We start from the raw sequence: 14,558 nt of genomic DNA on the forward strand, positions 1-14,558 counted from the left end.
ATCTCCTTTTTACTTTGAAATGTTAATAATATTTGCTTCTTGTTGAGAAACTTGGCCCTGCTTTAAGATATCAATTTTTTCATCAGCTTGTAAATTCGTGAAAATGATCGGCGTAATCGTCGATGGCGCATTTTCTTTTACAAAGTCTAAATCAATTTTCAATAGAGGCTGTCCTTTTTTCACTTCATCGCCTTGGGCAACTAAAGCTTCAAAACCTTCGCCTTTTAAATTAACTGTATCAATACCAACGTGAATTAAAATTTCACGTCCAGTCGTTGATTCAATACCTAAAGCATGTTTCGTCGGGAATAAGTTTACTATTTTTCCGTCCACTGGTGCAACTACTGTGCCTGTTTTCGGAATAATCGCAAAACCGTCACCCATTAATTTTTGTGAAAATACCTGATCTGGTACTTCCGATAAAGGTACCAATTCTCCCTCAATCGGTGAAACAATATCATTACCATTATCGCTTCCTACTTCAGATGTTGCAACAGGTTTTTCAATTGTTTTTGTCTCTTCTTTTGTGACAACCGGTGTTTTGCCATTCATAATGTCTTGAATTTGACCTTTTAACGTGTCAGATTTCGGACCGAAAATAGCTTGAATATTGTTACCAACTTCAAGAACACCAGCTGCTCCAAGTTTTTTCAAGCGGTTTTTATCAACATTACCTACATCATCTACTGATACACGCAAACGCGTAATACAAGCATCTAAATGTGTAATGTTTTCTTTACCGCCAAGTGCAGCTAAAACATTTGTTGGAAGCTCTGCTGCTTCTACTTTTACATCTTCTTCTCCTTCTTCTTTATCTTCACGACCCGGTGTTTTTAAGTTAAATTTACGGATTGCAAAGCGGAAACCGAAGTAGTAAATAACTGCTAGAACTAAACCTACTGGAATAACTAGCCACCATGCTGTACGGTTTTGCATAACTCCAAATAGAACGTAATCGATAACCCCACCTGAGAACGTCATACCGATTTTAACATTTAATAATTGCATAACCATAAATGATAAACCAGCAAATACTGCGTGAATTGCAAATAGTACTGGTGCTACGAATAAGAACGAGAACTCAAGCGGCTCTGTAATACCCGTTAAGAAAGATGTTAAAGCAGCTGAACCCATGATACCAGCTACATATTTTTTGTTTTCAGGACGAGCTTCGTGATAAATCGCAAGAGCTGCTGCTGGCAATCCGAACATCATGAACGGGAATTTACCAACTTGGAATGTTCCTGCTGTTAAAGGCACGCCATCTGCTAATTGAGCAAAGAAAATCTTTTGGTCACCGTGAATATGTTGACCTGCTTTATTAACGTAATCACCAAACTCAAACCAGAATGGAGAGTAGAATATGTGATGAAGTCCAAATGGAATTAATGAACGTTCAATCAATCCAAATACAAAAGCTGATAAAGTTGGGTTTGCATCAATCATGTTAGTAGAAAAAGCATTTAATCCGCTTTGAATTGGCGGCCAAATGAAAATCATAATAACACCTAAAACAATTGAAAATACCCCAGTAATGATTGGTACAAATCGTTTTCCTGCAAAGAACCCTAAATAAGATGGTAATTCAATATTGAAATAACGATTATACATGGATGAAGCTAAAATACCTACTATGATACCCCCGAATACACCTGTAGCTAACGTAGGAATTCCTAAGATGCTAGTGTAAGCTGGATTGGCACCCATTTTGTCAGGATCTAGTTGTCCTGTAGCAACTAAGATTGTGCTCATCGTTTTGTTCATAATTAAGTAGCCTACAATTGCAGCAATACCTGCTACACCGTCACCACCAGCTAAACCAACGGCAACACCAACGGCAAACAATAGCGATAAGTTGTCAAATACAATTTGACCCGCTTGCGACAAAACATTTGAAACCAATTGAACCCAGTCTGCACCAAGTGCCGGTACTGCATCCAACAATGTAGGGTTTTGAAGCGCTGTCCCTACTCCAAGTAAAATCCCTGCTGCCGGTAAAATCGCAACCGGCAACATAAGCGCTTTTCCGACTTTTTGTAATACTCCAAAAAGTTTTTTAAACATGGCGCTTACCTCCTTTTATATATTTAGTGTGCAACAAGCTATTTATTTGATACGTGAATCATTAACGCGCTTTCATAAAACGCTTTCTTTAACTAGAAAACTCATTACATCTCCTGGTGTCCTGAAGCCTAAGCTTTAAATGATTGCGCTTTCTTATAACAAAAAAAGGCATGAGGAAAAAGAAACGATAAATGGATACACTCATCCAATTACACATCGCTTCATTTCTCACTCATGCCTGATCGTATCAGTAACACGTATTGAAATGATTTTATAAATCCGTTTTTGTTATAAGTCGCTGCAGATGCATCGTTAAGTAAACTGCTTCTGCTTCATATACAGGTAAATGTAACGCTTGCTGCATTACTTTTATCACTTTCCAAGACACATTGTAACACAGGGGATATTCTTCTTTCAATAGCAAAGCAATTTTTTTTGGCTCTTCTATTTTTTCTCCTGTTTTTACTCGATCAATAGCAAAATGCAAATGACGAATCAATCTCATATAGTGCACAGATTCTTTGTCTACCTGCAGATGAAGCGATTCTTCAATCACATTAATAATCGTTTGAATAAGCTGCGAGTCTTGATTCACTTCCAGCAGGTTTTTTTCCGTCAGCGCACTATGGATATGAAGCGCAATAAAACCAATCTCTCCTACCGGAAGCTGCACGCCTATTTTGCGACTAATAATTTCTACCACTTCAGATGCGATCGTATATTCCTCTGGATATAAAGCTTTTGTTTCAAGTAAAAATGGATTTTTAAGCCCCATTCCCTGCTGAAAACGTTTTATCGCAAACGCGATATGATCCGTCAATGAAATGTGTATATGTTCATTCAAAGGAATGTTAACACGCTTTTGAATGTGCGTTACAATATCATTCATCATTTCAATCACGTCTTCATCTACCTGAGCTAAAAGCTGCTTGTACTGTTCTTGCTCTTCTTCACTCTTTAACAAAAACATTTTCTCGACGGCTTTTGCATCGATTTCATCGCCTTTTTTCTTATTGAACCCTATTCCTTTCCCAATTAGCACAACTTCATCATAGGTAAGGTGTTTAGCAATTAATACATTATTATTAAGTACCTTTTCTACAAAAAAGGACTCTTTCACGAATCCTTCACTCCCCTGTTTCGGCTTTCTATTATTTGCTTTCCTATCTTACAAATAATACGCATAACCGTCAATTCATTTTTCTTTGTTTCAAATATTATTGAACTAAACTATTTGAGTTACGTATTATCTTAGTAGTTCTTCGCTGGAAACGCAACGTCTTTTTTGCTCGTCCCATAACAATTTTTCATAATAAAGTTTTGAAGCATAACGCTCAGAATGAATGCACCCGCTTGTAAAAGTGTAAAAAGAACAAGTGAAGTGGTAATAGATACCAGCAAAACCCCATAGTGAATCAGCAAAATATCTACTATACGCAGCCCCGCTATAATCATTCCAGCTCCAACAAAAAATTCTTTGGCTACACTCCAAACGAGGAGAATCGTAACAATACAAACGTAAATCATCGTGGCATTTACGGAATCATGAGTAGCCGACGCAAACCATCCCGTATAAAACCAATTATTATGAAAATATGCTAACAGCATAAACATAATAGTAGAAGTAATGGCGAGCATCCCGAGAAAAAATGTAGCGTAATGCACAAATGTCATATACCGTTCTGTTAGCCATACATACCAAATCTTTGAAATGCTAAAGCCTATGGTCATTAAAACGCCTGTATAAATTGTTTTCCACCAGTGATGTGTATAAATATCCCAGTGTAAAAATAATTCTTCAATCCCCATAAATATAGCTGAAATGAATAAAATATAGCGGAATTTTAATTGATAAGCAGCTACCACCATAGCCATGATTGGAAAAGCAAACGCTTGAGAAGTTAAGGAACCAAACAAATTATCAAAATATTCATTGGTCATAAAATCAGGATCGTAATCGTAACTTTCAAACAACACAAATACAACATACTCTAGTACATAAGCCATTCCAATGATAAAAAAAAGCAAAACGACTAGCTTTTTATCTTTTTTACGTATGAATACTGTAAGCAAAACGGCTGTGCTGATAATAATCAATGCAAAAAAAGCAGTATAATGAGGCATAGACGTCTCCCTTTTACGACCTAATTATTACTTAGAGTAAGACGTTTTAGCCAAATTATACATAGCTAGCTTCTATTCAAAAGAGCTTGAGACATAACTACATTAATCCAATCTAAAGGCGAACAAACGGGATACATGAGATAGTTTGGATCGCTTTCTACACTGTAGTTGATTTCCGTGCAAGGCTTCGCTTTCCGCGGGCGGCCGCTGAGCCCCCTCGTCGCTTCCGCTTCTGCGGGGTCACACTTCTTCCGCTTTTCCCGCAGAAGTCTTTGCCTTACCCTTTAATTAGATGCCACTACATACCTGAACCCTACGTTCACCATGCCAATGAAAAAAATCCGAACGATTCATCGTTCGGATCTTCTTTCAACTAACATACTTTTGTTTCAGCCTCTTTTAACTCTTCAGCTTATAAAAACTGGAATGGTATCTATTATCCTTCAATCATTTTTGAAAGGTTAGCCATTTCGATAGCTGATGCTGCAGCTTCCCATCCTTTATTTCCTGCTTTTGTTCCTGCACGTTCAATTGCTTGCTCAATTGTTTCAGTTGTTAATACACCAAAGATAATTGGCACGCCTGTTTGTAAGCTTTGAGATGCAACGCCTTTTGCTACTTCATTACATACAAAATCAAAGTGTGGAGTAGCTCCTCGAATAACGGTTCCTAGCGTAATCACTGCATCATATTTTTTAGATTCAGCTAATTTTTTGGCGATTAATGGGATTTCATAAGCGCCCGGTACCCAAGCCACGTCTACGTCTTCATCAGCTACGCCGTGACGTTTGAGCGCATCTTCTGCTCCACTAAGTAAACGGCCTGTAATAAATTCATTAAAACGCCCTACCACGATTCCGATTTTTAATCCTGTGCCTACTAAATTTCCTTCATATAAATGATTCATCTTTTGTTCCTCCTGCTAGTATTAATATATAGTTATTTACATTTCTTTTCATGAATTAGCTTCATTTGTTATAACGAAAAAAAGTGTAAAATTATAAATGTAATAAATGACCTAATTTTTTAGCTTTTGTATCTAAGTATTTTTTATTGGCATCCACTGCCGGCATTTGAAGAGGCACTCGCTCGATCACTTCAAGGTCGTAGCCTTTTAGCCCAGTAATTTTACGAGGGTTATTCGTTAAAAGCTTCATTTGTTTGACTCCAAGGTCTTTTAAGATTTGAGCACCGATTCCATACTCTCGTAAATCTGCAGGAAACCCGAGTTTTTCATTCGCTTCTACGGTATCGTATCCTTCTTCCTGCAGCTTATATGCTCTTAGCTTATTTAGTAAGCCAATACCTCTTCCCTCTTGACGCATATACAGCAGAATGCCGCGTCCTTCTTCTTCAATTTGCGTAAGAGCTGCGTGAAGCTGAGGACCGCAGTCGCAGCGTTCAGAACCAAACACATCTCCAGTCAAACACTCAGAGTGAACGCGAACGAGAACGGGGCTATTATGATCAATATCACCTTTGATAAGAGCCACATGTTCTTTATTATCAAGTTTATTTGTATATCCTACAGCTTTAAACTCACCAAATGCCGTAGGTAAGCTCACTTCTACTTCACGGCTAATAAGCTGGTCATGTTTGCGGCGGTAGGCAATCAAATCTTTTATTGTAATCATTTTTAAATCAAATTGCTCTGCAATTTTTGTTAAATCCGGTACACGTGCCATTGTTCCATCTTCATTCATAATTTCACAAATAACACCCGCAGGCTTTCCTCCTGCTAATACTGCTAAATCAACAGCAGCCTCTGTATGACCTGCACGCTGCAGAACGCCCCCGTCTTTTGCAATCAATGGGAAAATATGTCCTGGGCGTTGAAAATCACTTGCTACCGTCGCTTCATTTACAAGAGCCATAACCGTAGCAGAGCGTTCGTATGCACTGATACCTGTTGTACTTGAAATATGATCAATACTTACTGTAAATGCTGTTCCATGTACATCCGTATTGTTCGCTACCATCGGGTGAAGATTCAATTTATGCGCAATTTCTTCATTAACAGGTGTACAAATTAATCCTCTTCCATGAGTAGCCATAAAGTTAATAACCTCAGGCGTCGTCTTTTCGGCTAATGCAATAAAATCTCCTTCGTTTTCTCGATCTTCATCATCGCATACAATAACCACTTTTCCCTTTTTTAACTCTTCAATGGCTTCTTCTACTTTATGAAACATCTCTTTCACCTCACTGTTAATTTGTAAAACCATGCTGCTGTAATAAATCCTTCATGTTACCTGAACGATTCGAGGCGCCAGGAGTTGACTTATTTGTCATCATCTGATGCATATACTTAGCTAACATATCGCATTCAATATTCACCTTGTCTCCTCGCTGTTTGTCTCCAACGACTGTGTGAAGCACCGTATGAGGAATAAGAGAAATAGTAAATGATTGGTTGCTGACATCAAAAATAGTAAGACTCGTTCCGTCTACGGAAACAGATCCTTTTAACATCATAAATTCACGAAGTTCAGGATCGACTTGAATTTCATAATAAAAGGCATTTCCTTTACGTGTTTTGCTTACAATGGTTCCAATTCCATCAACGTGTCCGCTAACGAAATGCCCTCCAAACCGGCCATTTGCAGCCATCGCCCGCTCTAAGTTAACACGTGATCCAACGGTTAGAAGCTGAAGGGTACTTGCTTTAATCGTCTCCGGCATGACATCGACCGTAAATTCATTTTGAGAGTAAGCCGTTACGGTTAAGCAAACGCCGTTAACTGAAATACTGTCCCCTAAGTTCACATCTTCTAACACGGTCTTCGCATCAATCGTAAGAACAATTGCTTCTGTGGCCTTTTGAATACGTTTTATTTTTCCAATTTCTTCAATGATACCTGTGAACATTTTCTTCACCTGCTTTGGCGCTATTCCAACTTCTTATACCGTTTTGAAATAGCAGCTGCTTTTTTTTCATATTTATCTTTCCCCCAACCACTGAAAATAAAAAAGCCCCTTGAACAAATGTCCAAGGGGTCGGCTGAGCTGAATCAGTTTTATCTATGCAAAATTCCGCTAATTGTATACGAAATAAACAGTTATATTTTGTGTACAAAAACAAGGGTAGCTTTAAAAAAGGCAAGCGTGTCCCTTATTAATTCAACACAAAAAAACAACTGTGCTTCCTGATCCTTCTCCCATCCAGACTTTTACTGTCGGCTCTAGATTTTAACTAGATCCACCGCTAACATACATCGTATGAAAACGGGTCACGGGCTTAAAAGCATACGCTTTATCACCGCCGGTTGGGACTTACACCCGACCCCGAAGGATAATATATTCGACTGCTATAGTCTTATTTGTTTTACATTATAGCAAAGTAAAATCGACTTGTCACATCATTTAACTTCGTTTTTTCACATCTATTCTTTAAAATCCAGCTTTTAGCTTATTTTTTCTTTTTTAATACATAGCATCCATACAAAAGCTAGTCCAATATAGCCAAATATCGGATACAAAAACTCAAGAAGCTGGGCATATCCGAATTGCCCAATAATAAAGCAAGCCAAGATAATAAACGCAAAAGCTTGTTTGTCATTCAGGGGAAGAAATGACTGAAGCTGCTTAGCGACTCCAAATACATTTCCAATCAATGTAGTAAAAATCTCGCCTAACACAACTACCGTAAATAAAACATTCACCCACGCTGAGATATTTTTAACAACGGCACTCATCGGAATATCAAGTTGAAATGAATAAGGCAAATTGGAAAGGGCAAGATGAGTAGAAACAAGCATAAACGTAAGTACACATCCTCCTATTACGGCCCCTTTTTTAATCACGCTCCTATCTTTCACCGAGCTTCCTAATGGAACCAAAACGGCTTGCGCCAAAGCTAGATTTAGGGAAATATATAAAAAGGGACTAACCGCCCACTTCCACTGTGTGACGAGCGTTAAATCCGGCTTCGTTTGAATCAGTGAGAAATAGCTGATATTTGGCACAAAGATGATAAAAGCAAATGAAAGCATCATCGGCACAACAAGAGAATTAACCATTAAAATACCGTTAATTCCTTTTGCGATAAATATATAAGTTAAAACAATTGTAAAAATCATCCCAACAGGAGGCCACAGCCCGAACTGTTCTTTTCCTATTGCCCCCGTACTCGCTAGCATGACTGAAGTTACTCCAAATAAAATGACAATCATTACACCGTTTACCGCTTTTCCAAGCACATCACCAAATAAATATGTATTAAGCTGCTGATAAGAAGAAGCCCCAATTGCGTGCGAAAGCAGCATCATTTTCGAACCTAGCCAAATAAAAAACAAGCCGCTGACCAAAATCCCAACCATTCCAAGTTCCCCGTACTGTGTAAAAAATTGAACGATTTCCTTGCCTGTTGCAAAACCGGCTCCTACAACGGTGCCTACATACGTAGCAGCAACCTGCAGCGTGAGTTTCCACCTTTTCATGCCCATCACCCTTCTACCCTTCATAGTTCACTATATGTAGGAACTTTTAAAAAAAGACGAGCCTTTTTACGTGTAAATCTACGCATCTCCCAGCGCTTGTACCTTTTCGTTTGTTTTTTATTTTTCATTTTCTTTTTGTATTTCTCACAAAAAACTCCTTAACCCTTAACATAACAGTCATTTTCAAACAAAATATACGGATATTTTCCCTTTAGCTTTTAAATTTCCCTCAATATTTGCTGGAAATTCACAATTTACTGTTGTATAATTTCTAAAAATCAGATAAATTATTAAATAAGTATTCTTTCTATTTAAAAAAATATGTTTCAATTATATACAATTGATTCTTATCATGAGAGGTGGAGGGACTGGCCCTTTGAAACCTCAGCAACCAGTCGTTAGAGACATGGTGCTAAATCCAGCAAGCAATTTATTGCTTGGAAGATAAGAAGGCGAAAAAAGTCTTCTTCTTAAGAAGACTTTTTCTATTTTATCGGCATATTGCATAAAACGAATCACTCGTGAAATAGAAGCGGAACAATTTAAGGAGGTTTTGACATGGGGTTACTTGAAGATTTAAAGTCTAAAATTTTAATTGGGGATGGTGCCACTGGTACCCTCCTTTACTCACACGGTATTGACAGCTGTTTTGAAGAACTAAACATCACCAAACCAGAAGAGGTCACTCGTATTCACAGAGCCTATGTAGAAGCTGGTGCAAACGTTATTCAAACAAATACCTACGCTGCTAATTATCAAAAACTTGCCCGTTATGGATTAGAAGATTCAGTCAAAGACATCAATGTTGCTGGTGTAAAATTAGCGAAACAAGCTGCAAAAGATCAGGCTTACGTGGTTGGTACACTCGGCGGAATTCGTTCTTTCCAAAAAAACGCTATTAGTTTAGAAGAGGTTAAGCGAAGCATTCGTGAACAAATGTTTTGGCTTTTAAATGAAGGCGTGGATGGCCTTTTATTTGAAACATACTATGATTTCGAAGAATTAAAGACCGTTCTTACACTGGCAAGAAAAGAAACGGATAAGCCTATTATTACCCACGTTTCCCTGCATGATATTGGCGTGCTGCAAGATGGCCGTCCTTTATCAGATGCATTAAAAGAATTAGAAGCGTTGGGAGCAGATGTTGTCGGGCTAAACTGCCGCTTAGGTCCTTATCATATGATTCAGTCTCTTGAAGAAGTACCGCTTCCTGATCGTGCTTTCTTATCTGCTTACCCTAATGCCAGCCTTCCGGCGTATGTGGAAGGAAAGTTGGAATATGAAACGAATGAAGACTACTTTGTAGAAAGCGCGCGTTTATTCCGCGAACAAGGGGTTCGCTTAATTGGAGGATGCTGCGGTACAACACCAGCTCACGTACGCGCAATGTCATCTGCCTTAAAAGACCTGCCTCCGATTACAAGCAAAGTCGTTAAAATGAGACCAGCCGTTAAGGTTCAAGAGCGTGAGCAGCAGGATAAACCTCATATGCATGAGATTGTGAAGAAGCGCCGCTCGGTTATCGTCGAGCTAGATCCGCCTAAACAGCTTGGTCCGACGAAATTTTTAGAAGGCGCAAAAGCACTTGATAAAGTCGGCGTAGATGCTATTACATTAGCTGATAATTCTCTTGCCTCACCTCGCATCAGCAACTTGGCAATGGCAACACTGATGCAGCAAGAAACAAAAGCACGACCGCTTATTCATATTACCTGTCGCGACCGAAATTTAATTGGACTTCAATCCCATTTAATGGGACTTCATACGTTAGGAATGAATCAAGTGCTTGCGATTACCGGTGATCCGTCAAAAGTTGGCGATTTCCCTGGTGCCACTTCGGTCTACGATTTATCTTCATTTGACTTGATTAGTTTAATCGCTCAGTTTAATGAAGGACTATCTTATTCCGGCAAACCGCTTGGTCAAAAAACCAATTTTTCCATCGCAGCTGCCTTTAACCCAAACGTGCGTCACTTAGACCGAGCCGTTCAGCGTTTGGAAAAGAAAATCGACTGCGGGGCTCACTATTTCATTACTCAGCCTCTCTATTCAACTAAGCAAATTGAAGAGGTATATGAAGCAACCAAACATTTAACAACACCGGTATACATCGGTATCATGCCGTTAACAAGCGCAAGAAATGCTCGATTTATTCACCATGAAGTACCTGGAATTAAATTATCAGAAGATATTCTAGAACGCATGGATGCAACGGGAAATGACCGGATTCGCGGTGAAGTCGAAGGTCTTGCAATTGCAAAAAACTTAATTGATACAGCATATGAGTTATTTGACGGTATTTACTTAATTACGCCGTTTATGCGCTATGAAATGACCGAAATTCTAACACGCTATATTCATGACAAGCAACTTGTTACATCAGAAAGGAAGATATAAATGAGCTCACTTATCGAACAACAACTAAAGAAGCGAATACTCGTCATCGATGGAGCAATGGGAACGATGATTCAAGATGCTGATTTAACCGCTGAAGATTTTGGCGGCGAAGAATATGAAGGCTGTAACGAATATTTGACTCGAACAGCGCCTCATGTGATTCAGCGCATTCATGAAGAGTACTTTGCAGCAGGTGCTGATATCATTGAAACCAATACGTTTGGCTCAACATCTACCGTACTTGATGAATACGATTTAGGTCACTTGGCGTATGAATTGAATATCGAAGCTGTGAAGCTTGCTTGTGCAGCCCGCGATAAATATTCAACTCCCGAATGGCCTAGGTTCGTAGCTGGAGCTATCGGTCCTACCACTAAAACTCTCTCTGTTACCGGAGGCATTACATTCCCTGAGTTAGTAGAATCGTACGAAGAGCAAGCTCGGGGTTTGTTAGACGGGGGCGTTGACTTACTTTTAGTCGAAACCTGTCAAGACATGCTGAACGTAAAAGCCGCGTTTCTAGGGATTACAGCGGCGTTTAAAAAACTAAAAACCGAAGTTCCTATTATGATTTCAGGAACAATTGAGCCTATGGGAACAACTCTCGCTGGTCAAGATATCGAATCTTTTTACTTATCACTGGAACACATGAAGCCTCTTTCAGTCGGACTTAACTGCGCGACAGGCCCTGAATTTATGACGGATCATATTCGCTCTCTTTCAGACCTAGCCACTTCAGCAGTTAGCTGTTATCCAAACGCTGGACTTCCGGATGAAGAAGGCAATTATCATGAATCCCCTGAGCTGCTTGCTCAAAAAATTAAAGGGTTTGCTGATAAAGGCTGGCTGAACTTTGTAGGCGGATGCTGTGGTACAACGCCTGCTCATATTAAAGCACTGGCTGAAGCGGTAAAAGAGGTTGCGCCTCGTTCGCTTGATCGCTCCGAGCATAACCATGCTGTAACCGGTATTGAACCACTTGTATATGACGATTCTATGCGCCCTCTTTTTGTGGGAGAACGTACGAATGTAATCGGTTCTCGCAAGTTCAAGCGTCTGATTGCGGAAGGAAAAATTGAAGAAGCATCTGAAATTGCGCGTGCTCAAGTTAAAAATGGTGCTCACGTTATTGATATTTGCTTAGCAGATCCAGACCGTGAAGAAATGGAAGACATGGAGGAATTTATTCAAGAAGTTGTAAAAAAAGTGAAGGTTCCTCTTGTAATCGATTCAACGGACGAGAAAGTTATTGAAAAAGCTTTAACGTACTCACAAGGTAAGGTCATTATTAACTCCATTAACTTAGAAGATGGTGAAGAGCGTTTTGATGCAATCTTACCGCTAGTAAAAAAATTCGGTGCAGCTCTGGTTGTCGGTACAATCGATGAAACAGGCATGGCCGTTACTGCAGAACGAAAAGTAGAGATTGCTAAACGCTCACATGATTTGCTTGTTGAAAAACATGGCTTTAATCCAAAAGATATTATTTTTGACCCTCTTGTGTTTCCTGTAGGGACTGGTGATGAACAATATATTGGTTCTGCTGAGGAAACAGTTAAGGGAATTAAAATGATTAAAGAAGCCCTGCCTGATTGCCTGACCATTCTTGGCGTAAGTAACGTGTCATTCGGTCTTCCTCCAGTCGGACGTGAAGTACTAAATGCCGTTTACCTTTATCACTGTACGCAGGCTGGACTCGATTATGCCATTGTTAATACCGAAAAGTTAGAGCGCTATGCTTCTATTCCAGAAGCTGAAATTGAGCTTGCTAATGCGTTATTATTTAACACAACTGATGAAACGCTAAGCACGTTTACCGACTTTTATCGTGATAAAAAGAAAGAAGCAAAAGTAGAAATTTCTACGTTAACACTCGAGGAACGATTGGCAATGTATATTGTCGAAGGTACAAAAGAAGGATTGCTTCCTGATTTAGAACAGGCTTTAGCTCAATATGATGATCCGTTAGATATTATTAACGGACCGCTTATGAAGGGGATGGCGGAAGTTGGACGTTTGTTTAATGACAACCAGCTGATTGTAGCAGAAGTGCTTCAAAGTGCGGAAGTGATGAAAGCATCCGTTGCCTTTTTAGAACCTCATATGGAAGCAACTGAAAATGATTCTGGAAAAGGCAAAGTTATTCTTGCAACGGTTAAAGGCGACGTGCATGATATCGGTAAAAACTTAGTAGACATCATTTTAAGCAACAATGGTTTTAAAGTAATTGATTTAGGGATTAAAGTAACGCCGCAGCAGCTGATTGAAGCAGTAAAAGAAGAAAAGCCAGACATCATTGGCCTGTCAGGTCTTCTAGTAAAGTCAGCTCAGCAAATGGTTTTGACTGCCCAAGATTTAACACAATCAAGCATTGATGTTCCAATTATGGTAGGAGGCGCTGCCCTTTCCCGTAAATTTACTGACTTTAAAATTGCTCCGGAATATGAAGGTGCGGTCCTCTACGCCAAAGATGCGATGGACGGATTAGCGTTAGCAAATAAGCTGCAGAACAAAGAAGAAGTTATTCAGCTTTTAGCAGATTTAAAAACGCGGCAAGAAAAGAAAGTAACGGTTCGAGAACGCCAGCCTCAAACCGCTCAAGCAGCTACGGCTGTTTTAGAAAGATCAGCCATTTCAACGGACGCTCCTGTTTTTGTACCGGCTGATTTAAAGCGGCACGTTGTCAAACACTACGATTTGGCACAGGTTCTTCCGTATATTAACTGGCAGATGCTTTTAGGCCATCACTTAGGACTAAAAGGAAAAGTGAATAAGCTGCTTGCTGAAAAAGACGAGCGTGCTGTTCAATTAAAAGAAACCGTTGATGACCTGCTCGAACTGGCACTAAAAGAAAACTTAATTAAGCCAGCGGTTATTTATCAGTTCTTCCCTGCTCAAGCAGACGGAAATGATTTAATTATTTATGATCCTGCTGATGAAAAAACAGAAATTGAACGCTTTACCTTCCCTCGACAAGCAAAAGGACAGTTCCTGTGCCTATCTGATTTTGCAAAGCCTAAAGAAAAAGAGATGGACTATGTATGTTTCTTCTCTGTAACAGCAGGAACAGGCATTCGCGAACGCGCCGCGAAATTCAAAGAAAACGGCGAGTTTTTAAAGAGTCACGTGTTCCAAGCTCTTGCGCTTGAACTAGCTGAAGGATTAGCGGAACGTGTTCATCAGCAAATTCGTGACCGCTGGGGATTCCCCGATTCGCCTGACTTTACAATGGCGGAGCGTTTTTCAGCCAAATACCAAGGTCAGCGTTTTTCATTCGGATATCCTGCATGTCCAGACCTTGAGGACCAAGCAAAACTGTTTAAATTACTTAAACCTGAAGACATCGGCATTCAGTTAACAGACGGTTTCATGATGGAACCAGAAGCTTCTGTTACAGCCCTTGTTTTTGCACATCCTGAAGCGAAATATTTTAACGTATTATAAAATATGGCCGCGGTCTTTTAGACCGCGGCTGTTTTTTTACAGTGAACAAATCTGAAAAAAAGCTGCGACAAATGTATTTTAGCTGAAGAA

The 14,558-nt window shown here is 39.5% G+C and carries 9 protein-coding genes and 2 riboswitches; of the genes, 2 read left to right on the top strand and 7 right to left on the bottom strand.

Annotated features, from left to right (window positions below; all coding sequences use genetic code 11):
* Positions 1-9: 9 nt before the first annotated feature.
* The 7 genes from ptsG to LAV82_RS08390 all read right to left on the bottom strand — a co-directional run bounded on the left by ptsG (position 10) and on the right by LAV82_RS08390 (position 8,627).
* Complete coding sequence (gene ptsG / locus LAV82_RS08360) at positions 10-2,064, bottom strand: glucose-specific PTS transporter subunit IIBC (RefSeq protein ID WP_013056010.1); 2,055 nt, start codon at positions 2,062-2,064, stop codon at positions 10-12.
* 271 nt (positions 2,065-2,335) lie between these two features.
* Positions 2,336-3,184, bottom strand: coding sequence for a glucose PTS transporter transcription antiterminator GlcT (glcT, locus tag LAV82_RS08365; protein ID WP_013056009.1), 849 nt, complete (start codon positions 3,182-3,184; stop codon positions 2,336-2,338).
* Between the two features lie 131 nt (positions 3,185-3,315).
* Positions 3,316-4,188: a hypothetical protein gene (locus LAV82_RS08370; protein ID WP_013056008.1), complete on the bottom strand. Its 873-nt coding sequence runs from the start codon at positions 4,186-4,188 to the stop codon at positions 3,316-3,318.
* Between the two features lie 436 nt (positions 4,189-4,624).
* A complete protein-coding gene (gene ribH, locus LAV82_RS08375) occupies positions 4,625-5,095 on the bottom strand; it encodes a 6,7-dimethyl-8-ribityllumazine synthase (protein ID WP_013056007.1) in 471 nt (156 codons plus the stop codon).
* 91 nt (positions 5,096-5,186) lie between these two features.
* Entirely contained in the window at positions 5,187-6,380 is a 1,194-nt protein-coding gene (locus LAV82_RS08380; RefSeq protein ID WP_211078257.1) for a bifunctional 3,4-dihydroxy-2-butanone-4-phosphate synthase/GTP cyclohydrolase II, read from the bottom strand.
* Positions 6,381-6,396: 16 nt separating this feature from the next.
* Entirely contained in the window at positions 6,397-7,056 is a 660-nt protein-coding gene (gene ribE, locus LAV82_RS08385) for a riboflavin synthase (RefSeq protein ID WP_013056005.1), read from the bottom strand.
* A gap of 278 nt (positions 7,057-7,334) precedes the next feature.
* Positions 7,335-7,485: riboswitch (FMN riboswitch) on the bottom strand.
* Between the two features lie 107 nt (positions 7,486-7,592).
* On the bottom strand, positions 7,593-8,627 hold the full coding sequence (locus LAV82_RS08390) for a YkvI family membrane protein (protein ID WP_244856592.1): 1,035 nt from the start codon (positions 8,625-8,627) through the stop codon (positions 7,593-7,595).
* Positions 8,628-8,971: 344 nt separating this feature from the next.
* A riboswitch (SAM riboswitch) is annotated at positions 8,972-9,078 on the top strand.
* A gap of 107 nt (positions 9,079-9,185) precedes the next feature.
* Here LAV82_RS08390 and LAV82_RS08395 point away from each other — a divergent pair.
* Together LAV82_RS08395 and metH are read left to right on the top strand one after the other, a co-directional pair.
* Complete coding sequence (locus LAV82_RS08395; RefSeq protein WP_499715870.1) at positions 9,186-11,024, top strand: bifunctional homocysteine S-methyltransferase/methylenetetrahydrofolate reductase; 1,839 nt, start codon at positions 9,186-9,188, stop codon at positions 11,022-11,024.
* Positions 11,025-14,468, top strand: a complete 3,444-nt coding sequence (gene metH / locus LAV82_RS08400) for a methionine synthase (RefSeq protein ID WP_097824007.1) — start codon at positions 11,025-11,027, stop codon at positions 14,466-14,468. It abuts the gene before it with no gap.
* Positions 14,469-14,558: the final 90 nt, after the last annotated feature.

This window comes from Bacillus sp. ILBB4 (assembly GCF_035064545.1).
Lineage (GTDB): Bacteria > Bacillota > Bacilli > Bacillales > Bacillaceae_H > Priestia.

What these genes read in the sequence shown, in the direction of transcription:
- ptsG (WP_013056010.1), bottom strand. Translation starts at nt 2,064, where the DNA reads ATGTTTAAAAAACTTTTTGGAGTATTACAAAAAGTCGGAAAAGCGCTT.
- LAV82_RS08370 (WP_013056008.1), bottom strand. Translation starts at nt 4,188, where the DNA reads ATGCCTCATTATACTGCTTTTTTTGCATTGATTATTATCAGCACAGCC.
- ribH (WP_013056007.1), bottom strand. Translation starts at nt 5,095, where the DNA reads ATGAATCATTTATATGAAGGAAATTTAGTAGGCACAGGATTAAAAATC.
- LAV82_RS08380 (WP_211078257.1), bottom strand. Translation starts at nt 6,380, where the DNA reads ATGTTTCATAAAGTAGAAGAAGCCATTGAAGAGTTAAAAAAGGGAAAA.
- ribE (WP_013056005.1), bottom strand. Translation starts at nt 7,056, where the DNA reads ATGTTCACAGGTATCATTGAAGAAATTGGAAAAATAAAACGTATTCAA.
- LAV82_RS08390 (WP_244856592.1), bottom strand. Translation starts at nt 8,627, where the DNA reads ATGAAAAGGTGGAAACTCACGCTGCAGGTTGCTGCTACGTATGTAGGC.
- LAV82_RS08395 (WP_499715870.1), top strand. Translation starts at nt 9,186, where the DNA reads ATGGGGTTACTTGAAGATTTAAAGTCTAAAATTTTAATTGGGGATGGT.
- metH (WP_097824007.1), top strand. Translation starts at nt 11,025, where the DNA reads ATGAGCTCACTTATCGAACAACAACTAAAGAAGCGAATACTCGTCATC.